Annotated in this window: 23 protein-coding genes and 1 tRNA gene; 15 read left to right on the forward strand and 9 right to left on the reverse strand. The window is 43.9% G+C overall.

Annotated features, from left to right (window positions below; all coding sequences use genetic code 11):
• Positions 1-28 precede the first annotated feature (28 nt).
• Together GTW09_RS13995 and GTW09_RS14000 are read left to right on the forward strand one after the other, a co-directional pair.
• Positions 29-115: transfer RNA gene (locus GTW09_RS13995), tRNA-Leu, on the forward strand.
• Between the two features lie 521 nt (positions 116-636).
• Positions 637-2526, forward strand: coding sequence for a sensor domain-containing diguanylate cyclase (locus tag GTW09_RS14000; RefSeq protein WP_163112392.1), 1890 nt, complete (start codon positions 637-639; stop codon positions 2524-2526).
• A gap of 109 nt (positions 2527-2635) precedes the next feature.
• Here the strand turns inward: GTW09_RS14000 and GTW09_RS14005 are convergent, their stop codons facing one another.
• The gene (locus GTW09_RS14005; RefSeq protein ID WP_163112393.1) at positions 2636-4876 is read right to left on the reverse strand and encodes a penicillin acylase family protein; all 2241 of its coding nucleotides are present in this window, start codon (positions 4874-4876) and stop codon (positions 2636-2638) included.
• Positions 4877-5173: 297 nt separating this feature from the next.
• Here GTW09_RS14005 and GTW09_RS14010 point away from each other — a divergent pair, with 297 nt between their 5' ends.
• The 10 genes from GTW09_RS14010 (at position 5174) to GTW09_RS14055 (ending at position 16179) form a co-directional block, all read left to right on the forward strand.
• Positions 5174-5572 (forward strand): DUF3718 domain-containing protein, encoded by a 399-nt coding sequence (locus GTW09_RS14010; RefSeq protein ID WP_071980539.1) that lies wholly within the window; start codon positions 5174-5176, stop codon positions 5570-5572.
• 341 nt (positions 5573-5913) lie between these two features.
• Entirely contained in the window at positions 5914-6453 is a 540-nt protein-coding gene (locus GTW09_RS14015; RefSeq protein WP_163112436.1) for a YceB family lipoprotein, read from the forward strand.
• Positions 6454-6702: 249 nt separating this feature from the next.
• Positions 6703-7353, forward strand: coding sequence for a peroxiredoxin (locus GTW09_RS14020; protein ID WP_163112394.1), 651 nt, complete (start codon positions 6703-6705; stop codon positions 7351-7353).
• A 74-nt stretch (positions 7354-7427) separates the two neighbouring features.
• Positions 7428-8297, forward strand: a complete 870-nt coding sequence (locus GTW09_RS14025) for an MBL fold metallo-hydrolase (RefSeq protein ID WP_163112395.1) — start codon at positions 7428-7430, stop codon at positions 8295-8297.
• 10 nt (positions 8298-8307) lie between these two features.
• On the forward strand, positions 8308-8709 hold the full coding sequence (locus GTW09_RS14030; RefSeq protein WP_071980541.1) for a rhodanese-like domain-containing protein: 402 nt from the start codon (positions 8308-8310) through the stop codon (positions 8707-8709).
• An 8-nt stretch (positions 8710-8717) separates the two neighbouring features.
• Complete coding sequence (locus GTW09_RS14035) at positions 8718-10148, forward strand: alginate export family protein (RefSeq protein ID WP_163112396.1); 1431 nt, start codon at positions 8718-8720, stop codon at positions 10146-10148.
• Between the two features lie 268 nt (positions 10149-10416).
• On the forward strand, positions 10417-11814 hold the full coding sequence (locus tag GTW09_RS14040) for a cytochrome ubiquinol oxidase subunit I (protein ID WP_163112397.1): 1398 nt from the start codon (positions 10417-10419) through the stop codon (positions 11812-11814).
• Positions 11815-11816: 2 nt separating this feature from the next.
• A complete protein-coding gene (gene cydB / locus GTW09_RS14045; RefSeq protein WP_163112398.1) occupies positions 11817-12818 on the forward strand; it encodes a cytochrome d ubiquinol oxidase subunit II in 1002 nt (333 codons plus the stop codon).
• A gap of 2 nt (positions 12819-12820) precedes the next feature.
• Complete coding sequence (gene cydD / locus GTW09_RS14050) at positions 12821-14524, forward strand: thiol reductant ABC exporter subunit CydD (RefSeq protein WP_163112399.1); 1704 nt, start codon at positions 12821-12823, stop codon at positions 14522-14524.
• The gene (locus GTW09_RS14055) at positions 14521-16179 is read left to right on the forward strand and encodes an amino acid ABC transporter ATP-binding/permease protein (RefSeq protein WP_163112400.1); all 1659 of its coding nucleotides are present in this window, start codon (positions 14521-14523) and stop codon (positions 16177-16179) included. Before cydD ends, GTW09_RS14055 begins: the two co-directional genes overlap by 4 nt.
• 6 nt (positions 16180-16185) lie before the next feature.
• Here the strand turns inward: GTW09_RS14055 and GTW09_RS14060 are convergent, their stop codons facing one another.
• From GTW09_RS14060 to GTW09_RS14080, 5 genes are all read right to left on the reverse strand, one after another.
• Positions 16186-16695 (reverse strand): hypothetical protein, encoded by a 510-nt coding sequence (locus GTW09_RS14060; RefSeq protein ID WP_239059402.1) that lies wholly within the window; start codon positions 16693-16695, stop codon positions 16186-16188.
• A 75-nt stretch (positions 16696-16770) separates the two neighbouring features.
• Positions 16771-17331, reverse strand: coding sequence for a DUF2938 family protein (locus GTW09_RS14065; RefSeq protein ID WP_163112401.1), 561 nt, complete (start codon positions 17329-17331; stop codon positions 16771-16773).
• Between the two features lie 107 nt (positions 17332-17438).
• Positions 17439-19109 carry a bifunctional protein tyrosine phosphatase family protein/NAD(P)/FAD-dependent oxidoreductase gene (locus GTW09_RS14070; protein ID WP_163112402.1) on the reverse strand — a complete coding sequence of 557 codons (1671 nt, stop codon included), beginning with the start codon at positions 19107-19109 and terminating at the stop codon, positions 17439-17441.
• Between the two features lie 10 nt (positions 19110-19119).
• Positions 19120-19974, reverse strand: coding sequence for an MBL fold metallo-hydrolase (locus GTW09_RS14075; RefSeq protein WP_163112403.1), 855 nt, complete (start codon positions 19972-19974; stop codon positions 19120-19122).
• Positions 19975-19984: 10 nt separating this feature from the next.
• Positions 19985-20785, reverse strand: coding sequence for a sulfite exporter TauE/SafE family protein (locus tag GTW09_RS14080; protein WP_163112404.1), 801 nt, complete (start codon positions 20783-20785; stop codon positions 19985-19987).
• A gap of 129 nt (positions 20786-20914) precedes the next feature.
• Between GTW09_RS14080 and GTW09_RS14085 the strand changes: the two genes are divergently transcribed.
• The 3 genes from GTW09_RS14085 to GTW09_RS14095 all read left to right on the forward strand — a co-directional run bounded on the left by GTW09_RS14085 (position 20915) and on the right by GTW09_RS14095 (position 23179).
• Entirely contained in the window at positions 20915-21367 is a 453-nt protein-coding gene (locus GTW09_RS14085; protein WP_163112405.1) for an RrF2 family transcriptional regulator, read from the forward strand.
• Between the two features lie 158 nt (positions 21368-21525).
• Positions 21526-21960: a DUF3010 family protein gene (locus GTW09_RS14090; RefSeq protein WP_071980547.1), complete on the forward strand. Its 435-nt coding sequence runs from the start codon at positions 21526-21528 to the stop codon at positions 21958-21960.
• 7 nt (positions 21961-21967) lie between these two features.
• Complete coding sequence (locus GTW09_RS14095; RefSeq protein WP_163112406.1) at positions 21968-23179, forward strand: saccharopine dehydrogenase family protein; 1212 nt, start codon at positions 21968-21970, stop codon at positions 23177-23179.
• Positions 23180-23264: 85 nt separating this feature from the next.
• On the opposite strand, the gene GTW09_RS14100 is transcribed toward GTW09_RS14095, so the two are convergent.
• The 3 genes from GTW09_RS14100 to GTW09_RS14110 all read right to left on the reverse strand — a co-directional run bounded on the left by GTW09_RS14100 (position 23265) and on the right by GTW09_RS14110 (position 26498).
• Positions 23265-24434 (reverse strand): acyl-CoA dehydrogenase family protein, encoded by a 1170-nt coding sequence (locus GTW09_RS14100; protein WP_239059403.1) that lies wholly within the window; start codon positions 24432-24434, stop codon positions 23265-23267.
• 157 nt (positions 24435-24591) lie between these two features.
• On the reverse strand, positions 24592-25800 hold the full coding sequence (locus GTW09_RS14105) for a M24 family metallopeptidase (RefSeq protein WP_163112407.1): 1209 nt from the start codon (positions 25798-25800) through the stop codon (positions 24592-24594).
• 176 nt (positions 25801-25976) lie between these two features.
• A complete protein-coding gene (locus tag GTW09_RS14110) occupies positions 25977-26498 on the reverse strand; it encodes a retroviral-like aspartic protease family protein (RefSeq protein WP_163112408.1) in 522 nt (173 codons plus the stop codon).
• Positions 26499-26659 lie beyond the last annotated feature (161 nt).

Below are 26659 nucleotides of genomic sequence, written 5' to 3' on the forward strand. Positions count from 1 at the left end.
CATTGGCGTGTAGCCATTACAATTTGATGCCAGAGTGATGAAATTGGTAGACATGACGGATTCAAAATCCGTTGCTAGAAATAGCGTGCCGGTTCAAGTCCGGCCTCTGGTACCATCTCAAAACCGACTTATAGTCGGTTTTTTTGTGCCTGCGGTTTGATTAATCGGCACGCTTGCGTGCCGTCCGAGTGTCGGCCCAGTCTAAGTCCGGCCTCTGGTACCATTCTCTAAACCGACTTTAAGTCGGTTTTTTTGTGCCTGCGATTTGAATAAACGGCACGCTAGCGTACCGTCCGAGTGTCGGCCCATCGCGTGGCGACCAGCCAAAGACCGGCCTCTGGTACCGTTCTCTTTGAATCTTAACTCATAAACGTCCGCTTTCACTTTTGCGTTACCAACGATCATACCCAACTTGCAAAGGGTGTGAGTGCTCTGCACAGGAAAGTCTTAATGCTAAAGTATCCGTTTTTTGGGTTGGCTCCTCATTACTTTGACATGTAATCAGATAGGCGACAAAATGACTTTGCGCTTAGATTAATCTACTTGATAAGAAAAAAACGCAAAGCAATGGGATGTGTGTATACAGCCAATATTCATACTCTATATCAATGCAAGACAATAAACCGGTACACATTTTTGGAAAAAAGAAAATTAACAAGAGAGATAAGTAGCAAGGAACAATTAGGCAGACGCCTCGTTGCTCGTATCAGTATTTGGTCCTTATTGGTTGTTTTCATTGCTTCAACAGCGACATTTTTTTCAACTTATCCGAATTACCAACAACGTATTATTACGTCATTACAGCAGGATATAGCCACTGCGTTAGTACCGGCAGAATCCCTGTTTGCACGCGTAACATCACAAGCCGAGACGATGACGTCGCGCTTTCTCGCATATTATCAATATTTTCATACTGACAGTCGGGATAGCGTGGACCAATTTGATCACTGGTTCGAGCAGACGTCACCAGGAGTCACACGTCTAAAGCAGTCTTACTTCGATGGCAAAAATGACAACGACTTTCTCATTAAAGGCATGTCAGCATTCATCGGTAAATCTGAGCAGCCCCTTGATGACGAGAGAAAAGCACGTATTATTGCCGCGACGCTCACGCTCAACGAACTTGGTCCCGCATGGTCAAATAGCGTTAGCAACAGTCACCTTTCTATGCCAGAAAATGCACTTGTTCTGTACTCACAACACAGCGCCTGGGGTCGTCTTGCCGATAAAGACTTAATAATGACAAACTACAGTGTGCTGAAATCAAGCTTGCAGTCTAATAATCCCGCCCGCGAGCCTAATTGGACTGGGCTGTATTATGACCGCTCTGCGGACTTATGGACGATAACCTATCAAAGGCCAATAGATTTAGCAGGGCAACACCTAGCAAACGCAAGTTTTGATGTAGAACTGACGCAATTGCTGGAAGATTTGCAGGGACAGCGACAAGATGCCACACAGTTTATGGTACTAAATCAAAAAGGGGATTTAATTGCGGCCCCCGGTATCAGTGACAAACTCAAAGCCCAGCCGCTATTAAATCATGACAATTATCTCGAGCCGGTATATCAATCAGTGTATCAACTGATGACTCAACGCTCTTTTACAGAAGGACCTGCGGTGTTTGAAGACGCCGTGCCAGGACAGCTGGTTATTGTTCAACCTCTGCCCCGTTTGGGTTGGTGGTACGTTGCTCTTTATCCACAGAATATGATCTCAGAGCAAGCTGGTATGCAGTCATTGCGGGTGTTTACTACGGGTATAATTATGTTGGGGCTTTTATTACTCGTTGTCTACTGGCAAGTCACTCGTGAGGTATCACAGCCTCTTCGACGACTCGCCTCTGTCGCAGCGCAGATGGATTCAAAAAATTATGAAGGCGTAATTACAAATCAAGAGCACGTCTGGAAATTCAAAGGCGAAGTAAAGCTAGCCCTTGACGCCTTTAGAACAATGGCCCGTCGGTTTATAGAAGCGCAACTTAACCTTGAACAACAGGTTCAGACAAGAACCACCGAGCTTGCGCAGGCAAATAGCAAGCTTGAGGAAATAGCGCATATAGATGGCCTAACGGGGCTGATGAATAGGCGTTCATTCGATAGAGATTTACAGGCAGCATTAAATTCAAACGACAACTATATCTTAGCCTTAGCCGATATTGATGCGTTTAAACCCTATAACGACCACTATGGTCACGAAGCAGGCGATACGGTTTTACGACGCGTTGGCCGATGCTTACAGCAGGTTAACCACGCTCAGGTCTATCGCTACGGTGGAGAGGAGTTTGCTTTGCTGGTGAAAGAAACTAGATTGAATAAATCCCCGACCCTCCTCAATGAGGTTATTACCCTGATTGAAAAGCTAGACATTCGTCACGATTTTAATCATCGAGACGGGAATGTAGTGAGTATCAGCATGGGTACGGTTACAATACATCAGGGACAAACGCCTTCGAATGTCATAAAACTTGCCGATGAAAACCTATACAAAGCAAAGGCAAAAGGCGGCAATTGTTTGATAGGGTAAACAATATGAAGCAATAGTTACTTAACGAAGAGTAACAACGGGTGATGCAGGATAAGATAAATTAAAGCCACACATCACTCACCACCCATCGTTCACTCATCAATGCATGCTATCGCAGCCCCGGTCGATAAGTCTCTTCTGCATTCGCCGCGATATCGTCAGCATAAAAATACACATCGCGCAATTTACCTGATGCATAGACTTCCGCTTGATCGTTATAATGTGGTGAGTTTGGATCGTTACTCAAGCCACCGGCGGTTATCGCCTTAGCCTTTAGCTTTTCACCAAATTCAACTGCTGCCACAAAGCTATTTCCACGCGTGCCATAAATTCGCTTTGTTTCACCCTGGCCATAATTTTGGCCGTAGGCCGCAAGAGCCCCCCACCGGCCAGACGCAAAACCAACGGGCAAGCTTGGTGCATCATCATCGAAATGCTGTCGAATATCGGGGCTAATGCGTTGGAAGCGATTAATTTCTCCCCATGGGGTCTGCCAGGTTCCAAAGTCACGAGCTAGCTTATCAACGGCCGACTTTAGAGAAATAAGGCGCTCATCGTTAGAAGCCATGCTCTCCATATAGGTATAAACACTCACATCAGCAGCTCGCGCTTTATTGCGAACGGCCTTCATCAAATCCATGCCCCAGAAAACAGCCACAGAGGTAGGCACGCTGTCTACGCCACTGCGGTTGTCCCACGCTTTAAGCGTTGCAATAGGCTCTCGTAATGACGCTTTTCCGGGGTCAGAATCAGGCAAGGACTCAAAAGCTTTAAACAGGGGCGGAAGCAACACATCAAACCCAGTTAAATGGCTATCGTAAGCGGCATTAATAAGACTATCGATGTCAAAATCAGTCGTACTTTTAAGCAAGTTAATTGCGTGAATACCGCGATAGTTTTCAGTGGTACCGGAATAATACGCTGGGTAATCCGATTTTTTAGGGCTGAACTCGGCTGCCGCACTGTAAGGCCAGTTATTGGTATTTTGAATCCACCCGTTACCTGGGTTTTTAATATGGATATGCTCTTCAAGGGGGTGAATGCCTTGCCAATCTGTAGCAGGGTTACTTCCATCTACTGGTTGAGTAAAATCGAAAGCCGTATCTCGACGAGGTACAAAATTGCCGTGGAAGTAGGCAATAGTGCCATCTGCATCGGCGTATACGGTGTTGTTCGATGAATTCGTTAAGCCTTTCATCGCGGTATAAAACTCATCGTAATTTTGCGCTTTTGTGCGAGTGTACGACTGTATAAGCGCTTTAACCGGCTCCTCCATTAAACGCACCGATATCCACTTGCCGTTATGAGAGCGCACTATTGGACCGCGATGGGTGAAATAAGCAGTGACTTGCTTTTGTTGCATAGTGCCGTCTTTTGCTTTGTAAGGTAGCTCGATGAGTCGCGTTTCGAGCTTGCGATGCTCATCGCCATATTGGTAGTACAAACCATCCTCTTTTTCGATAACGGTTTCTGCGTATTCGTCTATAACGTCCACGTAGGTTGATGTGTGCATCCAACCCACACGCTCGTTAAAACCTTGGTAGATAAAGAATTGTCCCCAGGTAGATGCCCCGTAGGCATTTAACCCTTCCTCTGATTGCACGTGAGCTTCGTGCCGAAAATAAAAGCTGGTATGAGGATTTACTAAAAGAAGCGCATTACCGTTTTTCGTGCGACTAGGAGCAATAGCAAAGCCATTTGAACCACCTGGCTCTGAGGTTAATTGGTCAGGTGAATGCATTGATTTGGTTGGATACGGTACATTTGCCATATCATTACCGTAGAAATCGGCCAATCGAGCCATATTTACGCCGCGCTCAATATCACCGCCAATACTGCCTTCACTAAAGGTGAGCGCCATCCACGGCTCAAAACGTGTTATCACTTTTGGCTTAACCTCGGGGTGCGTATAAAGGTAATAATTCAAACCGTCGGCAAACGCCACCATTAACTCTTTCAGCCACTGTGGGCTTTCTTCATACTGCTTTTTAATTTGCTTAGGCTGAATAAACAGCTTCATGCGAAGATCCCGGTAAATTTCATCCTCGCCAAGATCTTCTGCTAAGCGCCCCATAGCGTTAATGTAATTGCGTTCAATACGATTAAAGTCATCTTCGGCTTGAGCATACAGCATGCCAAACACAGCATCTGCATCGGTTTTACCCTTTACATGCGGTACCCCCCAGTTATCGCGAGTAATAGTCACGTTCTTTGCCGTTGCTTCCCAGCGCAGAACTTCTTCTGACTTTTTATCAGCTGCCTGATTAGCTGCGGGCGCCTTATAATCCGACGAGCACGCCGAAATAAACAGAGTCACAAATACTGCAAAACATACCGACAGGCACTTCATGTGCTTTTCCTTATTTTTAGTTGTAAGCAAAACCTACTACTCATTAATTCAACTGTAAAGAAAGCTCCCAAGATAGTCGATTTAACAATAGGAAGGCACAAGTTACAGAAACTGCTGTGCTGCGTTTTTTTAAGTTTAACGGCTTTTCTGTTAGTGCCTTAGCCTAAAGTATAGTTTTGAATACTTATATATCGCACAACATGTTTTTGTTTTTGTATAGGTGGCGTTTAATACAATTCAAGCAACGACAAGTGAGTTGCAACAAACATAAATCAATTAGCCACAGGAACTTTAACCATGTTGAAAATAGTTAAAACCTCTATCATCATCGCAGCGTCTTCGCTTGCATTCTCTAACGCAGCTCAAGCAGACGGTATCAACGATGCGCTTGCTAACATTTGCACTATTGTGCAAGCAGACGACAAAGGCGAACTTCGCAAAAAAATGCGTAGCGTTCAGTCAGATTATCGTTTGAAGTTACGCGATTATTACTCAGGCATTTCATGCAATGGTCAAAGCCTTATTCGCACGGCAGTCACTAGCAACGCGGTTGAAGTGGGCACATTGCTTGTTAAGAAAATGCCAAGTAAAGATTTACAAGCTCCTGAGGCAGATGGCAAAACACTTCAAGCGTGGATTGCAGAGCAAGGTCTTCAAGACTCACCTATTTCTGCAGAGCTTAACGGAAGAATTTAATATTCGACCGCAATCAATTTATCACGCCATGTGAGTAGCAGTTTCAACATGGTAGCGGCTCCGGGCCGCACTAGAGGCCCCTTTAATGGGGCCTCGCCTTTTCTGTTCCCCCTTTTTACGCCCCAGCACGTTCTCACTCTTTTTTCTCTTTACCTTAGGCTCTATACCTCAGGCAAGTTCTTCGCTATCTCAATAGAGTAGATTTATCGCTTGCTTTCATGTCTACTGACTGCGTTTTCGCATTCGTTAAGAGCACAAATATAATGAAATTTTTCTCATGCATTAGTATTCAGACAAAGTTTAATGGCGCTCTATCAAGAAACGCTGTTCTAAAATCCACAATGTTTAGCGCTATACTAATTTTAAGTGGTTGTGCAACGCTGTCACAATTATCTGCTTACACAGTGTCAAACGCAGAGGTTGAGCAGGTACTCGACAGCCAATTAAGCAAACTTCAACAGAAAGCATCACTTGCAGGTATACCGCTTTTCCTAGAAGTAAACGATATTTCAGTCAGTATTGGCCCTGATGGAAGGGACGTTGTTCAGTTAGGTACCGATGCCACCGCTAGTATTAAGGCATTTGGCTTTAGATACCCTGCCAATATTCGCTTATCGATAGAAGGCACGCCCTATTACGACGCTGAGAAGAAAGCTATTTTTGTTCGCTCACTATCTTTACTTGATAGCACTATTGATGCTGGGGGATATAAAGGAAACTTGGCCCCCTTAAGCACTGAGGTTATGCAACTGATTAACGGCTTTTTAGCTTCAAACCCTTTGTACACACTAGATACAACGAATAAAACCATTAACTTTCTTTCTACAATTCCCCTCACTCTTAACGTTGAGCCTGGAAAAATTTCATTAAGGCCCAGATAAGTTAAACACACAAATAGCCGCACTGTAATCAATAGCAGTGCGGCTTTGTAAGTTGCTGTTTTACAAACTTTTCCCTCCCGCCTTTAAGAATAGCTAATGCGTTGTTATTAGCTTTTTTATAGCCTCACGCTATCGCTTCAATCTGATAAACCAATTTCAATAATCATTAATTTAGATTAGATAAATCTTATATTTGTCGTTATATTAAATGCACATCTTAAATACACCTTAAATAAAGAGAGCAATACTATGACGACTGAAAATCAAAACACGGTTACATTTCCACAACTTAATCGCCCTGCCCCTAACTTTTGTGCAAAGACAACACACGGTGAAAAATCACTGTCAGACTACAAAGGTAAATGGTTGGTGCTTTTCTCTCACCCCGCTGACTTTACACCAGTGTGTACTACCGAGTTCATTGGCTTTGCAAACGCGGCTGACAAGTTTGCTTCGCTTAATACCGAACTACTTGGCCTTTCTATCGACAGCACACACTCACACATTGCTTGGGTTCGCAATATCAAAGAGAAGTTCGGCGTAACCATTCCTTTCCCTATCATCGCTGACTTGTCGATGGAAGTGGCGAAGTCTTACGGCATGGTTCAGCCTGGCGCGAGTGATACTTCTGCGGTTCGTGCAACCTTTATCATCGATCCGGAAGGCATTCTTCGCGCTATGGTTTACTACCCAATGAGTAACGGACGTGCTATCAACGAGTTTGTAAGACTTGTTGAAGCGCTACAAACCAGTGATGAGCACAGCTGTGCTACCCCTGAAAACTGGAAAGTGGGCGAAGAAGTGATTGTGCCTCCTCCACACACTATCGAAGACGCAGAAGGCAGAGAGACTGCAGGTTACAACTATGTAGATTGGTATTTTTGTAAAAAGTCTCTTTAACTGTTAACTAACGTTTTGACTATTTATCAGTGATATAGAATTTCTATATCACTGACTTTACTAAGGAGATTTTGATGAGTACACAAACTGAAATCACATCATTTTTAGATAGCGACAGTGAAACATTTACTTATGTGGTAGAAGACAAATCCACGTCTAAAGCTGTGATCATAGACCCGGTTTTAGATTTCGATTACAGCGCCGGTCGCATTCATACCGAAAGTGCTGAAACAATTGCAGACTTCATTGACAAGAGAGGCCTACAAGTTGAGTGGGTTTTAGAAACCCATGCCCACGCTGATCACTTATCAGCCGCACCATTTTTCAAGCGTAAGTACAACGCAAAAATTGGTATTGGGGCGCGCATTACAGAGGTCCAGAAGATCTTTAAAGCGCTGTTCAACTTGGAAAAAGAATTTCTTCCCAACGGTGCGCAGTTCGACAGGCTATTTGAGGAAGGTGATATTCTGGAAGTTGGCAACCTGCGCTTTGAAGTGATGCACGTACCCGGCCACACACCAGCAGATATTGCGTATTTACTTAACAAAGAATCGGTATTTGTGGGTGACACCATGTTTATGCCGGACGTGGGAACCGCACGATGTGATTTCCCTGGTGGCAGTGCAAGCACCCTTTACGACTCAATACATCGAATTTTGGCACTACCTGAAGAAACGAGTATCTACGTTTGCCATGACTATCCAACACAACATCGTACTCACGAAAGTAAAGTGACAGTTGGTGAACAGAAGGAATTCAATATTCACGTTAAAGACGGCGTTTCAAAGGCTGAATTTGTTCAGATGCGTGAAGCACGAGACGCTACATTGAGTATGCCTCGCTTGATTCTTCCTTCAATACAATTAAACGTAAGAGCAGGTGAATTACCACCGCCGGAAGATAACCAAGTGAGCTACATCAAAGTACCGATTAATCAACTTTGAGGCTCCCCAAATGAAAACGCCAAAGGTTTACATTAGTGAAGTCAAAGCCTGTGTTGAAGAAGTTACCGTAGACGACCTGATGATTGCGTTAACACAACCCGATGTCATTTTAATCGACGTTAGAGAAAACGAAGAGTATCAACACGGGCATATCGCAGCAGCGGTTAATATGCCAAGGGGGCTACTTGAGATGAAGATAAGTAGTCACCCGCTGTTGTCACATCATTGTGAAGAGAAAGATGCTATTGAGGATTTAGCCCAACGCAGTATCTACTTAATTTGTAGGTCGGGTGGGCGCTCGGCGTTAGCAGCCAAGTCTCTTTATGAGATGGGTCATCGCTACGTATTTTCTGTAGCCGGGGGTATGGATGAGTGGCATAGGAAAGGTTTGCCGTTAGACACTAATCGGTAGAACAAAAAATGTGTTTCAACAAAAAAGCGGGAACAATAACGTTATTACTTATCGTGTTTGCTCCCGCATCATCAGCTGCATCGCGCTATTTTTTTGATCAAGGGCCAGCTAACCAAGACACAGCCTATCAAAAGCATGCTTCTCAAAAATCAAGTACACGAAAATCAGGCCCTTTAAACAGTAAGCCTCAAAATTCGCAACCAGTTAGTAAAAACAAAACATCAATAAAAATAACTACCAATATTCGAACACGGTATGAGTATTTCGATAATCAACTCGGCTCAGAGCAACAAGTGGACGATGTCGTCGTCACTAGAGTTTCTTCAAAACTCACGTTGCAAAAAGGAGCCTTTGCACTAGATGCTGAGCTAGTAGATAGCCGAATATTTAAAGCAAGTGAATTCACTCCCCTCGGCACAGATGACATAAATACAACGGAGCCTACTCAGCTATCTATATCTTGGAAAAGCCAGATTTACGACCGTAATAAAACCAGCGAACCACCTGAGTTATCACTAAAAGTTGGGCGATTTACAATGGATATAGGAAGCCGTCGATTTGTAGCTAGAAACCGGTTTAGAAATACTCTGAACACCTTTGATGGATTGAAAGTTGATTATCGCAAAGAAAGCTTTTCTACAAGCTTCTTTTATACGTTTCCCGTTTCTCGACTTCCCGAACGCTACACCGAAGAGAGCACTTCCGAGTTTGAACTCGATAAGTCCTCAACTGACCAACGCTTTTACGGCGTTTTGTCAGAAGTAGAGACAGCTCGCGGCAGTCTGGCTTTTTATGCTTTTCGAGATAGTTACACTGGCACCGATACAGTTAACCAAACCAGTCTAAAACCAAATACGCAAAGAAATACCTTTGGTCACTTAGCACAACTCTCTGTGACAAAAAACATCACCCTTGATTATGAGGTAGCGTTTCAGCGAGGAAAGTTAGGTTTTCACACCATTAAAGCAGGGTTTATTCATGCTGCTGTCACGACATCTCTTGAGAATCTAAACATACAGTTCTTTTTTGATAAAGCAACGGGTGATGATCCCACTACCGATACTTACGAAGGGTTCAGTACACTTTATGGTGCCCGTAGATTCGAATTTGGTCCTACTGGAATATTCGGTTTGTTTGCTCGAGACAACATGAACTCGCCGGGCATTTCAACTCAAATTGCTATTAACGAATATGCAGAGTTACAGCTTAAATATAGATACTTCACTATTCACAGAAGTGGCAATTCGGGTCGTTTAAATGGTTCACCGCTTGCAGATCATGACTTTTTAGGCGCTCTTGCAGAACTACGTTTACGTATAAATGTGAACCCGAACTTAAGAGTTGAAACGGGCTTTGCAAACAGTCGACTAAATGAAGCGTTATTGCTTTCTCAACCAATTAATCATTACGGCTATTTACAATCCACTTATTCCTTTTAGCCAGGAAAAGGTTTTGAAGTCTCTGTAGTGAAAAAGAAACAACAAGAAGAGTATTAAGTTACATATATTTAATCTTTGTTCGAAGTCGCCAAACGTTTTTTCCCTTGTTTTTTAGACGTTTTTCTCAGACTCTCGCAACTCATTTAATGTGCATTTTAAATATACATTAAACTAAGTATGTAGTACATTACACCTATGGTTCCCGCTGGGCACAAAGGGAACAAACTGAATACATTATTGCCAGTTATCTTACTGAGAGGTTTACGTTATGGAATTGGATCCCCTCGTATTATCGAGAATACAATTTGCTTTTGTGGTGTGTTTTCACGCCATATTTCCCGTCTTTACTATTGGTCTGGCAAGTACAATTGCAGGATTCGAGACGCTCTACTTTAAAACTGAAAACCCAATTTGGCAGCGACTGTCTAAGTTTTGGATACAAGTTTTCGCCGTTGTTTTTGGTATTGGGGTGGTATCGGGCATTGTAATGTCTTTCCAATTTGGCACTAATTGGAGCAACTTTTCTTATGCCACTGCTAACTTTTTAGGGCCGGTGCTAAGCTACGAAGTCATCACAGCTTTCTTCTTAGAGGCTTCCTTTTTAGGAGTACTCCTTTTCGGTCGAGATAAAGTGCCACAGGGCGTTCACCTATTTGCTGCTATTATGGTGGCAACAGGAACCTTCATTTCTTCGTTTTGGATTTTATCTGCCAACTCTCTACTTCAAACGCCTGACGGTTTAGAGCTGATAAATGGTATGTACCACGTGAAGTCTTGGACTGATGCATTGTTTACCGCATCATTTGGCTATCGTTTTACCCACATGGCACTGGCTTCTTTCCTAACAGCCGCCCTGGTTGTTGCCGGTGTAAGTGCATGGTTTATATTGCAAAAGCGCGAGTTAGAAGCCAATAAGAAGGCACTATCAGTCGCACTATGGTTTTTGCTGTTTCTCGCGCCGCTTCAAACAGTGGTTGGCGATTTCCATGGCTTAAACACAATGAAGCACCAGCCCACTAAAGTGGCCGCCATGGAAGGGAACTGGGAGACCAGTAACGGCGTTCCACTACTGCTTTTTGCCATTCCTGATAAAGAAGAACAAACAAACCACTTTGAGGTAAAAATACCTAAACTGGCCAGTTTCATTCTTACTCACGACTGGAACGGTGAAGTACCAGGTTTGAAAGCGGTGCCGGTTGAAGAGCAACCTCCTGTATTTATCGTATTTTGGTCATTCAGAGTCATGGTGGCTTTAGGCCTTCTTATGGTCGTGTTTGGCATCTGGGGGCTCATCTATAGAAGAGGCGGTAAAATTTATACTTCTCCCGTCTTTTTGCAGGGTCTTAGAATAATGAGCATTAGTCCATTCTTAGCGGTATTAGCAGGATGGGTAGTAACTGAAGCTGGCCGTGCACCTTGGCTCATTTATGGTCAAATGACACATGCAGAAGGCCTAACTCCCTCGCTTACAGGTGGTATGGCACTGTTTTCATTAATTGGCTACATCACAGTTTACGCACTCGTGTTCAGTGCAGGTATTTATTATCTTCTTAAAGTTTTCAAAGGTGGCTTAGAAAAAGCCAATGCACCTCACGAGATGGATGAAATAGAAAGACCAGCCCGTCCTTTTTCTGCAGGCCACGTTGCCATTGATGGAGACCTATAATTATGGAACAAACATTTGATTTAACACTTATTTGGGCCGGTATAATTGGCTTTGGCATCATGATGTATGTCCTTATGGATGGTTTTGATTTGGGGCAAGGTATCCTTTACCCCTTTGCGCCAGATGAACAAGCGCGAGATAAAATGATGAATTCCGTCGCCCCTGTATGGGATGGCAATGAAACATGGCTTGTATTGGGGGGCGCGGGCTTACTCGCGGCCTTCCCACTGGTTTACTCCATATTTCTACCTGCTTTGTATATCGGTGTTTTTCTATTGCTCGCTGGGTTAATTTTTAGAGGTGTGGCGTTCGAATTTAGGTTTAAAGCAAAGACATCAAAGTACCTGTGGAGCTGGTCATTCTCTGTTGGTTCTTTTGTTGCCTCGTTTGCACAAGGAGCAGTAGTGGGCGCTTACATTCAGGGGTTTGAAACTGAAGGATTCGCCTACTCAGGAGGCCCGCTAGACTGGCTTACACCGTTTACGGTATTAACCGGTTTTGGACTAGTCATCGGTTACGCCCTTTTAGGAAGCACATGGTTAATTATGAAAACCGATGGCGCAGTTCAACAATGGGCGTATAAAATAACGCCAAAACTTCTGTTTGGCCTGATGGCAGTTTTTGCCGCGGTAAGCATTTACACTCCCTTTGTTGATAGTTCAGTAATGTCACGCTGGTTCGATGGCATTAGCCTAATTTGGGCGCTTCCCGCTCTTGCATTATTTTGTGCATACATTGTTCTTCGCGCAGTGAAAAAGCAACAAGACGGTATGCCGTTTGTAGCAACGATGGGCATATTTCTTTTTAGCTATTTAGGCTTGTTAGCAAGTAAATGGCCCTACATAGTACCGCCCAAATTTACTATTTATGATGCGGCATCGGCGTACAACTCACAATTATTCCTGTTACTTGGCTTCTTATTTGTCATTCCCATTGTATTGGCCTACACAAGCTGGACATATTGGGTATTTAGAGGAAAAGTGGGCGACGCTGGTTACCACTAAATATGAACAATAAGCCGGCTCCCATGCCTGATATGACAAACATATCAGGCACACAATTTCTTAAACAGCAAATAGCTAGTCAGCGCCCTCTCCTTTATCGTTCGGTTGTATTTGGAGGCTGCGCCTCGCTGTTTATGATTGCGCAATGGCTACTAGTTGCCTTTATAGCCCATAGTGTACTTGTCGACAGTTCGAGTTTATCAAGTTTGTGGGTATATTGGCTGCTGCTCATTGTTGTGAGCGTGGTAAAACCATGGCTTAACTTCCAACAAAGTAACCAAGCTCAGGTTGCAAGCGCAAAGGTAAAGCGCAGTATTCGCAGCACGCTAATGACGCGCTGGAACAACACAAGCCCCGTTGCCTTACAAATCCTCTCTGGCGGCGCTATTGCATCGCAATGGATTGAGGACATAGAGGCTATTGATGGTTACTTCTCGCGCTACTGGCCGCAGCAAATGCTTGCTGTCCTGTCGCCCCTTTTTATTATCATTGTCGTAGCCTATTTAAATTGGCTTTGCGCAGTGCTCTTACTCGTTTCTGCGCCGCTCATTCCACTATTTATGGTTTTAGTGGGCATGGGCGCAGAGCATATCAATGAAAAATATGCGTTGCTCAGACAGCGCTTAGCTGGGCATTTTCTGGATCGCATTGCTAACCTTTCTACTATTTCTCTATTAGGCGCTCAGCAAACTATGTCTGAGGAAGTAGCAACACGAGGCGATAATTATCGTCAGGTTGTTATGAAAACACTCAAGCTCGCGTTTTTATCTTCAACTGTGCTTGAGTTTTTTACTAGTGTGGCTATTGCTAGTCTCGCGATTTACATTGGTTTCTCACTTTATGGAGCTATTAACTGGGGCCCAGCTCAGTCTCTCACTTTATACTCAGGCCTTGCCATTTTGTTGCTAGCGCCAGAGTTTTTTAAGCCCCTGCGAAATCTTTCAGCCTACTATCACGATAAAGCCAGCGCGGTGGGTGCCGCCAATAATATCGTAGCATCGTTAACCCAGTTACAGTATGAAGAGGAACAGTACGGCAATGGTGATGCAAGAAAAATTACGCTATCGGAGCGTGACGCAAGGCTTGAACTGAAAAATCTTGTTGTGGGCTACCGATCTCACTTGCCATTAAATAAAAGTGTTACCGCTGAGATTTCAAAGCGCGGCTTACTTGTGTTTTCAGGAGACTCTGGCTGCGGAAAAACGACCCTGTTAAATACCCTTGCAGGCTATCTCAACCCTATTGCTGGAGAGGTAAATGTAACAATAAACAGTAAACGCTCCATTGCCTACTTACCGCAAAAAGCATGGATTAAAAATGCCAGCATTCGACATAATCTTGCTATTGCCGCTCCAGCTGCTAACGATCCCCAAATGCTAGCGGCTTTAGAGAAACTTGATTTAACGAACGAAATCACACTAAAGCATCAAGGCCTCGACACCGTATTAGGTGAGCACGGCCAAGGCCTATCTGGCGGTCAAATGCAGCGAATTTCTCTGGCCAGAGTATTGCTCAACCCGTCTCAAATAATATTGCTAGATGAACCCACAGCAAGCCTCGATATAAAGAGCAAAGGTTTGATCTATGGCGCTATTGAGGAGCTTAGGGAGAAAGCCATAATCGCGATCTCTACACACGACCCAAGGATAGTTTCTATGGCAGATATCCATATTGACCTAACTAAAAAAGTGAAGGCGCCACAATGAAATTTTGGCTATCGATTATCTATCAGAGCGAACGGAAGCGACTTTTCATTGGCCTATTTTGGTCGCTACTAACCATGCTATCCGGCGTTGGGCTTTTGGCGTTATCGGGCTGGTTAATTACAGCGACTGCACTGGCAGGGCTAGCGATAACCGCCGGCTTGATTGTAAAGCTTGATATGTATATGCCAGGTTCGGGTATTCGCTACTTTGCATTAAGCCGAACCATCGGCCGCTATATCGAGAGGCTTTATAATCACGATACTATTTTAAGACTTATCGCGACCTATCGAGTAACAATATTCAAAGCACTCTCGCATAAGCCACTTCACGAAATAAGACAAACCTCAGATAGCGAATGGTTGAGCCGTCTTACCTCAGACCTAGATGCGTTAGACGGCATTTTGATTCGCTACACGATACCTACGCTTTCCACGGGGCTTGTTATCTTATTGGTCAGTGCTTTTTTGTGCTTTATCTGGTTTGATTTTGCCGCCGTGTTTTTTCTTACAGCAGCACTTTCGTGGATGTTGTTGATCAGGCTTTCGATTTCACTAACTAAGGGGGCGGCAAAAGCATCAATAGCCCAACTCAATAGCACTAGAGAGTCTTTAATTAGTCATATTAAAGGAGCTTTTGTTTTATCTAGCCAAAATATGATGGATACGCATCAAACCAATACTCTTGATGAGCTATCACTGTTTGAATATCACCACGCTGCATTACAAAAACGCATAGCAAAACTTCAGTTTATTACCGACAGCCTATTTGGTATTGCACAAGGTGCCGTTTTGTTCTCTGGTCTTTGGGCCGTGAATAACCAAATAATTGAAGGCCCTACAGCCGTTATGTTAGCGCTTTTGTTTATTGGGGTGTCTGAATTACTGCAAACCATACCAGAACAATTTAGCACGTGGGGAAAAACACAATATGCAAGCGAGCGGCTCAAAAAGCTGGCTGTCAAAAAAGTGGAAACGTGTTCAGCCAATATCGATCACATAAAAACAATAACGTGCAAAGTCAAAAACCTCCCTACCATTCCTGCAAGCTTCGAAAGAAAGGTTTCTTTTACCCTTGCTGACACCAAACCACTTTTTATCACAGGTCGTTCAGGAGCAGGGAAGTCTACGCTGGCAAAACTTTTATTTAAGCTTACTCCGGCTGTTTCTCCCAATGTTGATATGAAGATTAATAAGCACTCTGTAACCGGTATATCATCGAAAAGCTTATACAGCGTGTGTAGTTACCTAGAGCAGTCTCCTAGCCTATTATCGGGAAGCCTGTATTACAATTTAACACTCGGTTTAAACAACGTAGATGAACAAAAAATATTTGATGTTCTCGCTAAAGTTGAGCTTCTTGAATGGGCCGATGCGCTTCCAGAGGGTTTAAATACATGGCTTGGTGAGAGCGGCGGGCAGGTATCAGGCGGTCAAGCTAGGCGCTTGTGCTTGGCTAGGCTACTACTTAGAAATCCCGCGCTAGTTGTATTAGATGAACCGTTTAATGGCCTAGACAACACTATGGCTAAACGTATTTACGAACGTATATCACCGTGGCTTGAAGCTCGAAAATCTATTATTTTGCTACATGAAGTGCCCACTTTTGTTATCGAAAGTGGCGTTGATTATCATCATGTCGATGTAGATTTGAAATAACCGCCGTTAAAAATCGAAGCCTATTGCAAGACCTGTCACTACTGAACTGCCGTGCCCAAAATGATAATCTACGTGCAGTTGTGGAGAAACCGTATATTCATGATAGCGATATTCGTAAAGCGCACCTAGTCGTGCGACCGTGAAATCATGCTCACTTGAATGTTCAAAACCCGGCCCAACCTGTACAATAAATTGTTCGGTAAGATGTATATCGGCCACTGCAAGCACAGTTAGCGCATCTAACGAGCCATACGCATATTCGACAACACTTCCGAGCCCTAAAAGGGGAGATACTCTGTATTCATAGTCAATACCGAGGGTTAAACCGCTTCCATGTTCTGAAAAGTCAGTATTACCGACAAATACGGATAAATGATTAGGCCCATGCAATTCCTCAGCCCCATGTGCGGGAAACATCATCATACCTAAAGACATGATTAGAGATAAAGCTAACGATAAAAAGCCTTGCAAGCCGGCTTGGCGGTTCCGCAAGCCTTTATTCTTGAACATTTTCATGAGAAGTCCTAAACAAAAATGAGTTAATTAGAGAGCTATAGATGTCTATGTGGCGCCTGTCTTTAGCGCGACTGACTAAGCCTCTCCCTTCGTACTAAACCATCTCTCCTGACACCATTTATTATTAAACCAACCTGCTAAATAAAGGCCTACAGAGAATACAAAATGCGATAGCAATACTTTTGTTTGAAGCATGCCAGGATTAGGTGTTAATAACCCAGCGATACCGTAGCCCATGCCGGGATACATAACAAAAAAAGGAATACTGCAGGTTGCGAAACCCACAATAAATGCTGACAAAAAGGAAGGGGCTTGCATCCATTTCAATCCAGTAAACGCCAACATGAGTGCAGAAAAACTTACTCCGATGCCATAATGCCCTAGCCATCCTAGCGCTAACTCCCCCACACGCGGAGCGGCTGCTTTGATAGATGCATGGGAAAATATACCGTCGGTCATATAGATAACCCACCTTCCGATGAACTCATACCGAGTTAAAGGCTTATCGAAAACGAGATGTTGTAGGTAATTAACAATATCGAGAAAGGCAGTGGCGAACACACCTAATACCACCGCTGCGATAAAAAATCGGACACTGCATTTTTTGGTTTCTTTGCTTTCTAAAACTGAAGTCATGATGAACTAATTTACTTGAGCGGGAGGGGTTTATAACATCAGGCAGTGAGCTTTCTTATCTACCCGATGTTATTAAACTATGCTATTGAATATTGATTTCGCAATACTTATTGAGGTGTGTGCGTTTTAGGCTTTGCCAACCATTCGCGCCCTTTAAGCATGCCTTCCCAATAGATAGGTGGAAGCAATTTTTCTTTTAAATACCAAGCGAGACGGGACGGCTTAGTGCCATCTAACACCCATGACGGCATGCTATTTAAAATCTTACCGCCGTAACCAAACTCCGCGAGTACCACTTTGCCGCGCTCTACCGTTAAAGGGCAGCTTCCATAACCATTGTATATTGCCTTACCCGTTTGAACTCCTCGCTCGTAAAGCAAGTTGTTTGCTACTACTGGCGCTTGCATTCGGGCTGCTGCTGCGGTTTTTGCGTTGGGAGAGTTTGTTGCATCACCTAATGCAAAAATGTTCTCGTACATTTTATGCTGTAATGTCGACTGATCTACATCTATCCAGCCATTGGCATCGACAAGCGGGCTTACCTTTATAAAGTCAGGTGGCGATTGCGGAGGAACAGCATGGAGCATATCGAACTCAGTCTCCACGAGAGGAGCATCTGGTTCAGCTAGGTTTTTGAACGATGCTACTTTTGATTTACCATCAACTTTCACTAACTGATGCTCAAAGTTGAGGTGCGCATTATACTTTTGAACATACTCCATTAACGCGGGTACGTATTCTTTAACGCCAAAGAGCACGGCTCCGGTGTTGTAAAATTGAACATCAATATTACCCAGCACGCCCTCTTTAAGCCAGTGATCACAAGAGAGGTACATGGCCTTTTGAGGCGCACCAGCGCACTTTATGGGCATTGGAGGCTGAGAAAATATCGCTTTACCTTTTTTAAGATTTTTAACCAATTCCCACGTATAGGGTGCTAAGTCGAACCGATAGTTGGAGGTGACACCGTTTTCTCCAAGCGTTTCACTAAGACCTTCAATTTTACTCCAATCCAGTTTGATCCCCGGACATACAACTAAGTGCTCATATTTTACAGTTCTGCATCCGTCGACAACAATCATGTTCTCTTTTGGAGAAAAGGCAGCTACACCGGCTTTTATCCATTTCACATTTTGTGGAATAACCGACGCAACGGTTCTCACTGTTTCATTAGCGTTAAAAACACCTCCGCCAACAAGTGTCCACCCTGGTTGGTAATAGTGCACTTCGTTTGGCTCAACAATGGCAATATCAAGGTCTGGACATCGAGCTTTGAGGCTTGAAGCCACCGCTACACCGCCAGCCCCGGCTCCCACAATCACTACGGCGTGAGAATAATCGGCATGGTCGGTAGGCGTTTCACCACTATTTTTTAGGCGCCGCACTACACCACTTAAGTCATAACCTGCCTTTTGCGAAAGGGAAAGTATCTCTTCAAAAGATAAGGTTTTTACCGCTGTCATCGCCCATAACGTAATAGAGCGAGTCCCCGTTCTGCAATACGCAAAAACTGGGCCTTCTAACTTTTGTAGATTCTCTTCAAATTTAACGGCATCTTCCGTTGTAACCTTTCCACTCACTACGGGCTGATAAACACAGGGAATACCCACTGAGGAAGCTTTCGCCTCTATCTCAGAAAATGTGGGCTGATCTGCGCCTTCACCATTTGGCCTATTGCAAACAATCGATTTGAACCCGGCGGCTTTTATTGCCTCTATATCTTCAACTGAAATCTGAGGGGAAACTGAAAGTTGTTGTGTTACGTTAGCGTAATTCATATTCCACCTCCTAAATAGCGTTTACTGGGATTTTGATAAATTGCTTGCCGCTTTTTGAAGGTGCCCCAAACTGCCCATTTCTAAGATTCGCCTGAATAGCCGGCAACAGCAGTTTTGGCACAGCGAGAGTGGCATCTCTTGCTTCCCGTTTTTCAACATATTCAGCTAAAGGCACATCTGGACGGATTTGTTTATTGGTTTCTTTTGCCTCTTTGATCGTCAGCGTAGACAGTGGCTCGTTACCTTCTTTAGGGTAATCGTGCCCAAGATGTACAACGGTATCGTCAGGCAGAGTAAAAAAGCGTTGAATGGTGTTATAGAGTTGCTCTGCGCTGCCGCCAGGGAAATCGCACCTTGCTGTGCCTAAGTTCGGCGCGAACATGGTATCACCGACAAAAATTTTCCCGTCGACTAGAAAGCTCGCACATGCTGGTGTATGACCCGGCGTATGCCAAACTGCTACTTCATACTCACCTATGTTAAACGTGTCACCTTCTTCGAATAACACATCAAACTGGCTGCCATCATTGGGCGTATCATTTGAAATTTCGAAAACGTCTAACCAGGTATCAAGAACTGCTTTTATGCCTGAACCAATGCCAATTTTACCGCCCACTTTCGACTTCAAATAGTGCGCTGCCGTTATATGATCTGCATGTACGTGGGTTTCCAAAATCCATTTATTAATAAGCTGATTGTCGTTAATAAATGCAATGACTTTGTCGGCGCTCTCCATCGATACGCGACCAGAAAAAATATCGTAGTCGGCAACCGAATCTATTACTCCACACTCCTTCGAAGTAGGATCGAAGAGTACATAAGTGAAGGTTGCTGTTTTGTTGTCGTAGAATGTTTCAACGTTCATGGTATTCCCCTTAAAGAAGCTCTTTTGACATAATAAAAACGGCGATAACTAGAGTGAAAAATGCAAAAAACTTTTGTAAAGCTGCACCATCTAGTTTCCCCGCTACCTTCGTGGAGATTGCCATCCCAATGAACGTCGCTACCAACATGAGTGGAAGCAAAGGCATCTCCAATTGGATCCCAGTTTGTAAGTCGCCAACAAAGCCAAGTAACGACTTCAGTGCGATTATGAATAGAGAAGCGCCCACAGCATTTTTCATGGGCATTCCCAAAATTAGAACCAGCGCTGGAATAATAAGGAAGCCACCTCCTGCGCCAAGAATGCCGGTGATCACGCCAACCACAGCGCCCTCTACAACAATGAGGGCAATATTGGGAGAGGTGTTTTCGGCTGTTACTTTGGAAGGAGTCGCTTTGCTGTATGCCTTTTTCAACATCATCGCAGCGGAGGCAAGCATTAAAGAAGCAAACAAAACCATAATGCCCAAGTTCTTTTCTATCGCTATTGATTGAAACTCTATAGTTTCTGGAATTGACGGCATTAAGTAAGCGCGAGATAGATAAACGGCAATAATTGAGGGAATGGCAAATAATATGGAGGACTTAACGTCTACTAACCCTTCTTTAAAATACCGTACAGCACCATAAGCAGCAGTAGCTCCAACGATTAACAATGAGTAACCCGTCGCCACATCCGGAGCCACTCCCATTAGATAAACCAGTATTGGAACAGTAAGTATTGAACCGCCACCGCCTATTACACCGAGCACCATGCCCATGAGCACGGCTGCAATGTAGCCAAGAATTGTCATTACGCCACCTTATTTCATTTTGTTCTATCTTAGAACAAAATATACAATAAAGTATATTCTAAATATATATTTAATTTTTACATTACTGTAAAATTTGACGATTACATCAATCGATTTTTTAGATGACCTATGAAAATAAACACATTTACGAATTTGGCGTTTCGCGTTCTTATCTATTTGGCGTTGCGGAACAATAAAACAGTAAAGACCAGTGAGATTGCAGACGCGTACTTTGTCTCTTACAACCACTTGAAGAAGGTAATTACCTTGCTTATTGAGCACGGGTACATTTTAGGCACAAAGGGGCGTGGAGGCGGTGTTCGACTGGCTTTAGATCCCAAAGCCATAAATATCGGAAAAGTATTTAGGCTCACGGTAGAAGACGTGGCTCTAGCTGAGTGCTTTGCTTCACCAACCAACAAATGTGTTATTTCACCGTCTTGCAGGCTGAGAACTATTCTTCAAGATGCAACATCAAAATTTATCGCCGAGCTCGATCAATACACGCTCTACGACCTAGTTGAAGGGAGAGAAGGCGCGTTAGCCATGCACTTAGCGATAGAATTTATCGAACTAGAATAGGCGTTTTTTACCGAATTTATCACAAAATACAGATGTTAATACGCTCTTCACCAAATTAAGGGCAGCGAAATGGCATTGAAAAAGGGAAAATAGTAGCCTAAGTGCCGTAAAAGTATCGAATCGGGTTATACTGAAGGCAAATAGATATAGGAATTAATATGAAAGTCTGCGGTATAGATATAAAGAGTAACGAAGCAACGGTGTGTCTGTTGTCGCTTATCGATGGTTTGTTTCACATTCCCGACTGCCGTTCGCGCCGGTTAACATTAGCAGACACCAGCGCTAAGGGGCTTAAAAGCTTTCAAAGCACCTTCGCTAAGCTGGTTGCCGATTACAAAATTGACGCAGTAATTATTCGCCAGCGCCAGAGCAAAGGTAAGTTTGCTGGCAGCGCTATTGGCTTTAAACTCGAGGCTGCCATTGAATTAATTGACGGTTTAGACGTTGTAGTATTTAGCCCTACTGACATTAAAGAGTCATTGCGCAGAAACCCCGTTGCCGTGCCATTTGCAGAAACCGGGTTAAAACAATTTCAAGAGCCGGCATTCACCACTGCTTATGCCTGGTTGATGAAGCACGACAAAACCGAATAGGTCCCCTATGCCAGCTGCAAAACAACCTGATTCTTTTGACATTCTTCTTTATGGCGCCACCTCATTCGTTGGCAAGATCATGGTTGAATACCTATCTGGCTTGCCCCAAAACGAGTTTTCGTGGGCGATAGCAGGGCGAGATGAACAAAAACTCATAGCATTAAAAGCACAGCACAATTTAACTGAACTACCGCACTTTATTGCTGATGCTAGCGACGAAACCGCGCTTACCGCGTTGTGCGAGAAAACCAACGTGATTATCTCAACCGTGGGGCCATATGCACTGTATGGTGAAACACTAGTTAAAGTGTGTGCACAAACCGGTACTGACTATTGCGACTTAACTGGCGAGCCTCAATGGATAAAGGCGATGCTCGACAAGTACGAGGATGAAGCCAAGCACTCGGGTGCACGAATAATTCATTGCTCGGGTTTCGACTCAATACCGTCAGACCTAGGCGTATATTTTTCGCAAAAGCTCGCTATAGAAAAAACAGGCAAGCCAGCTTCACAAATTAAGATGCGAGTATATAAGCTTAAAGGCGCTGCATCGGGTGGCACCATTGCCAGCATGTTAAATGTGCTCAAAGAGGCAGGTGAAGACGCAAGTTTAAGAAAGTTGTTAGTAAACCCCTATGTGCTTTGCGGTCCTGAGCATCCGTTCCATCAGCGGCAGAAAAACCACAAAAAGGCGGAATACGACAGCGAGCTCGGTATTTGGACAATGCCTTTTGTTATGGCAGCCATCAACGAACGTATTGTTCACCGCAGTAATAAGCTGCTAAGTAGCTTGTATGGGCAAGACTTTAAATACGATGAAGCAATGTCGAGCAAAACAGCAAGTAAGGCCTGGATAACTACACTCGGTCTAGGTGCTTTTGTAGGAGCGGCAAGTTTTTCTCCTTTGAGAAACCTTCTTGCAGATCATATTTTACCAAAGCCTGGTGAAGGCCCCTCACGGGAAGAGCAGGAAAACGGCATGTTCGACATGCGCTTTTATGCTCAGCTGAGTAATGGCGAAATGCAAACAGTGAAAGTGACAGGCGATAAAGACCCAGGCTACGGAAGCACTGCAAAAATGCTGTCTCAGGCTGCGCTTTGCCTGGCAAAAGATATTTCGGATGTAAAAGGCGGATTTTGGACGCCTGCCTCAGCGCTTGGTGATGCCTTGATAGAGCGCTTAGGCAAGCATGCCGGTGTTTTTATAAAAGAACTATAAAGCAGTCGTAAAAGAATCCGTAAAAAAAAGCAGCCCGTCAATTAAGCGGGCTTATTATTTTTGTTGTTGGTATTAAAATTCTCGATTAACGCCCTAGCATTCCTCGTGCAATAACCTCTTTCATAATTTCAGAGCTGCCGGCATAGATGGTTTGCACCCTAGCATCTCGGTAAAAGCGCGAAATAGGATATTCATCGGTGTAACCATAACCGCCGAACAGCTGCAGGCATTCATTTACCATTTTCACCTGCATTTCGGTAGCAGCTAGTTTAAGCATAGCTGCATCGGTTACTGTCATCTCTTCTCGACTGAACTTATCCATATGCTTTTCAAGCAGCGCTCTACACATTTCAAGTTCTGTTTGGCATTCCGCCAATTTAAACCGGGTATTTTGAAATTGCCCCACTGTTTGACCGAACGCCTTGCGTTGGGTTACATAATCGATAGTAAGATCTAACGCCCCTTGTGCATGGCCAATAGCCTGTACCGCACACCCCAAACGTTCTCGGGGTAATTCCTGCATCAGATAAACGAATCCTCTCCCCTCTTCGCCTAACAAGGCGTTGGCCGGTATTCGCATATTTTCGAAAAAGAGTTCACCCGTGTCGCTGCTGTGTTGACCAATTTTGTGAATAGGCTTACCCGTGGAGAAACCCGGCAAAGTCGTATCTACTAAAAATAAAGACACGCCTTTTGCTCCGGCTTTTGGGTCGGTTTTGGCGCATACAATAATCATGTCGGCCTGATTACCGTTGGTAATAAACACTTTGGAGCCGTTTAAAATGTAGCTATCGCCGTCTCTAACCGCATTGGTTTTCATTCCGGCCACATCACTTCCCGCATTAGGCTCGGTCATCGCCAATGCGGTAAGCACTTCTCCTGTAGCCATTTTAGGAAGCCAATAGTCTTTTTGCTCTTCGGTACCAATATTTAATAGGTAGGGAGCCACAATGTTGGCGTGAATGTTATATCCCGTTGCCAGGCTGTGTAATCCTAGTCGGCACATTTCTTCCTGAATCATTTGGCAAACGTCAAAACTTGCGTCTGCCGTGCCGTACTTTTCTGGCATATCAACCAACAACATACCAGCGCTGCCCATGGTGTGCCAAACTTCACGAGGCATATGATGATCTTTTTCCCATTGCTCGTAGTTGGGCAAAATTTCTTGGTCTATAAAACGTAACACCATGTCTTTAAACATGGTGATTTCTTCATTATTTGCTTGATTGTTCACAGCACTAGTTCCAGACATCATTCACCCTCGCAAAATACAACCAAGCCGACGGTTAAATCGGCATTTTTACATCTAATTTACATTTCGCTAGTGTAGAGCATTGAAAAGAGCTGTACTAATGATGTTTATCTAGTTTGAAGAATCACTGCTATTTATGATTACCTGCCTATAATGCTGCTTAAAAATCAAACGGCTCGGTGATAGATTTGCTGGGCTGTGTAAACCACACTGGCCCGTTTTCAGTGACATAAAAGTGATCTTCTAATCTGATACCGAACTCACCGGGAACCACAATCATAGGCTCATTGCTGAAGCACATTCCCGCTGCTAGAGGGTGTGGGTTATCTTTCACTAAATACGGCCATTCGTGAATATCCATACCAATTCCGTGACCTGTTCTGTGAGGTAGGCCAGGCAGCGTATAATCAGGCCCTAACCCATCGGCTTGCAGACTCTCGCGCGCAGCGGCATCAACAGCTCCGCAAGTATTTCCAATACTGGCGGTATTAAATGCCGCTATCTGTGCTTTCTTTTCGCTGTTCCAAAGTCGCTTTTGCTTGTCACTTGGCTCACCAAAACAATAGGTTCGCGTAATATCTGAGAGATACCCATGCAGCTTGCACCCAGTATCAATTAAAACCAAATCGTTGGCTTTAAGAACCTGCGGATCTTTAACTCCATGGGGGAACGAGGTGGCCTTTTCAAACAATACAATGCAAAAGTAACTGCCACTGGCACCAACCTTTTTATGCGCTTCATTAATAAAAGCCTCAACGTCTGTGGTTGTCATACCAACTTTAAGCATACTCGCCGTGGCTTTATGTACGGCTAGCGTCATGTCCATAGCTCGTTGTATGAGGGCTAATTCATTCTCAGACTTATGCATGCGGCAATGTGCTGTTACCTCACTACCATTAATAATCTCAAAAGAAGTGGGTAACACTTTGCGAAAACCATCTGCAATGAAAAACTGAGTAGATTCATCAATACCTACCTTGCTACCACCCGCAGTATCTATATCACTCAATAATGAAGCAAAGAGCGCATAAGGACTTTCATGCTCTTGCCAGCCAATAATATCGCCGGCTATAACTTTACGCTCTTCTAGAGATTCGATTTCAAAAGCGGGGGCAATATACACCACATCACCTTGTGCAGGTAAAATAGCGCCAACTAATCGCTCGCTTGCGTACCATTGCATTCCGGTGAAATATGCTAGATTAGTTCCAGCATTTAAATACAGCGCTGCAATACCGTTTGTCTGCATGATCTGCTGTGCTTTTTCAATACGCGCGGTATATTCAGAAGTGGGAATAGGCGACATGTCTGTAGTCATATCGCGTAAAGATTCTAATGCTTCTTGCTGTGTTTTTCCGCCTATTTGCATGTGGTGAGCCTTATACATCTAAAATTAAAATACCAATCCGCATAGATGATTGCCCACTCAGAAGGCGCTGGCAAGTTTTCTAGCAAAGCGTGGGAATGCAGGAAGGGTATTGCAAGGCTAATTTACATTATTAACAGGCATTATCGGGAGAGGTCGGGGCTACTGATTGTGCGCCACTAATTGTTGGTGTTTTTTGCAACCAATTCGGGCATCAATTCATCATCACATTGGTTAAGCGTTAGCGTGGGCGGTGACATTTGAATACCGAAAGGCGCGGCTCTGCTAAGCACTTCCATACCTAAGATGTTGTGTTGATTATCCATGACTGCCACTTTCACATTTTCGAAGTGACAATCAGCGCTTAGCGTCAGTAGCGGTATGGTATATAGCTTTACTTTTTGCTTGCGGCCGTTGGCCAGTTTGGCAATAACAACACCTTCTTGTTTTACGCTCTGTTCACTTTTAAACGCTTTGAATGTGGCCTTATTGAGAATGGTTAAAGAAGAGCCTGTATCGATGAGATAATTGAACACTCTTTGCTCTTCATCAGAAGATTGAAGATACAAGGTTCCACCACCACTGCTTGTTAGTAAAAAAGAATTTGCAGAAGCGTTGATACTCATCAGAAATAAACAAACCAGCATGGCTGACATCACTGCCGAAGATGCTGTTTTCAAAGCGTTGAAATATCTGTTCATACTCATTCTCTCAAACTTCACGGTGTAGTGTTGTAACTACTTTTGCTGATCAGAGATTTGCAATTAAAAAGCCAAAAAATAACCTACTGATTTTTAGATTGATTTTGGCGCTCCATGGTTTTCCACGCACCACCTCAGCGCATAACAGCACACAAAACGTG

It is taken from the genome of Alteromonas hispanica, from assembly GCF_010500915.1.
Classification (GTDB): Bacteria; Pseudomonadota; Gammaproteobacteria; order Enterobacterales; family Alteromonadaceae; genus Alteromonas; species Alteromonas hispanica.

Bases quoted from the DNA above. Each gene is read 5' to 3' on its own strand.
- GTW09_RS14005 (WP_163112393.1), bottom strand. From the start codon at position 4,876: ATGAAGTGCCTGTCGGTATGTTTTGCAGTATTTGTGACTCTGTTTATT.
- GTW09_RS14010 (WP_071980539.1), top strand. From the start codon at position 5,174: ATGTTGAAAATAGTTAAAACCTCTATCATCATCGCAGCGTCTTCGCTT.
- GTW09_RS14015 (WP_163112436.1), top strand. From the start codon at position 5,914: ATGTTTAGCGCTATACTAATTTTAAGTGGTTGTGCAACGCTGTCACAA.
- GTW09_RS14020 (WP_163112394.1), top strand. From the start codon at position 6,703: ATGACGACTGAAAATCAAAACACGGTTACATTTCCACAACTTAATCGC.
- GTW09_RS14025 (WP_163112395.1), top strand. From the start codon at position 7,428: ATGAGTACACAAACTGAAATCACATCATTTTTAGATAGCGACAGTGAA.
- GTW09_RS14030 (WP_071980541.1), top strand. From the start codon at position 8,308: ATGAAAACGCCAAAGGTTTACATTAGTGAAGTCAAAGCCTGTGTTGAA.
- GTW09_RS14035 (WP_163112396.1), top strand. From the start codon at position 8,718: ATGTGTTTCAACAAAAAAGCGGGAACAATAACGTTATTACTTATCGTG.
- GTW09_RS14040 (WP_163112397.1), top strand. From the start codon at position 10,417: ATGGAATTGGATCCCCTCGTATTATCGAGAATACAATTTGCTTTTGTG.
- cydB (WP_163112398.1), top strand. From the start codon at position 11,817: ATGGAACAAACATTTGATTTAACACTTATTTGGGCCGGTATAATTGGC.
- cydD (WP_163112399.1), top strand. From the start codon at position 12,821: ATGAACAATAAGCCGGCTCCCATGCCTGATATGACAAACATATCAGGC.
- GTW09_RS14055 (WP_163112400.1), top strand. From the start codon at position 14,521: ATGAAATTTTGGCTATCGATTATCTATCAGAGCGAACGGAAGCGACTT.
- GTW09_RS14060 (WP_239059402.1), bottom strand. From the start codon at position 16,695: ATGAAAATGTTCAAGAATAAAGGCTTGCGGAACCGCCAAGCCGGCTTG.
- GTW09_RS14065 (WP_163112401.1), bottom strand. From the start codon at position 17,331: ATGACTTCAGTTTTAGAAAGCAAAGAAACCAAAAAATGCAGTGTCCGA.
- GTW09_RS14070 (WP_163112402.1), bottom strand. From the start codon at position 19,109: ATGAATTACGCTAACGTAACACAACAACTTTCAGTTTCCCCTCAGATT.
- GTW09_RS14075 (WP_163112403.1), bottom strand. From the start codon at position 19,974: ATGAACGTTGAAACATTCTACGACAACAAAACAGCAACCTTCACTTAT.
- GTW09_RS14080 (WP_163112404.1), bottom strand. From the start codon at position 20,785: ATGACAATTCTTGGCTACATTGCAGCCGTGCTCATGGGCATGGTGCTC.
- GTW09_RS14085 (WP_163112405.1), top strand. From the start codon at position 20,915: ATGAAAATAAACACATTTACGAATTTGGCGTTTCGCGTTCTTATCTAT.
- GTW09_RS14090 (WP_071980547.1), top strand. From the start codon at position 21,526: ATGAAAGTCTGCGGTATAGATATAAAGAGTAACGAAGCAACGGTGTGT.
- GTW09_RS14095 (WP_163112406.1), top strand. From the start codon at position 21,968: ATGCCAGCTGCAAAACAACCTGATTCTTTTGACATTCTTCTTTATGGC.
- GTW09_RS14100 (WP_239059403.1), bottom strand. From the start codon at position 24,434: ATGATGTCTGGAACTAGTGCTGTGAACAATCAAGCAAATAATGAAGAA.
- GTW09_RS14105 (WP_163112407.1), bottom strand. From the start codon at position 25,800: ATGCAAATAGGCGGAAAAACACAGCAAGAAGCATTAGAATCTTTACGC.
- GTW09_RS14110 (WP_163112408.1), bottom strand. From the start codon at position 26,498: ATGAACAGATATTTCAACGCTTTGAAAACAGCATCTTCGGCAGTGATG.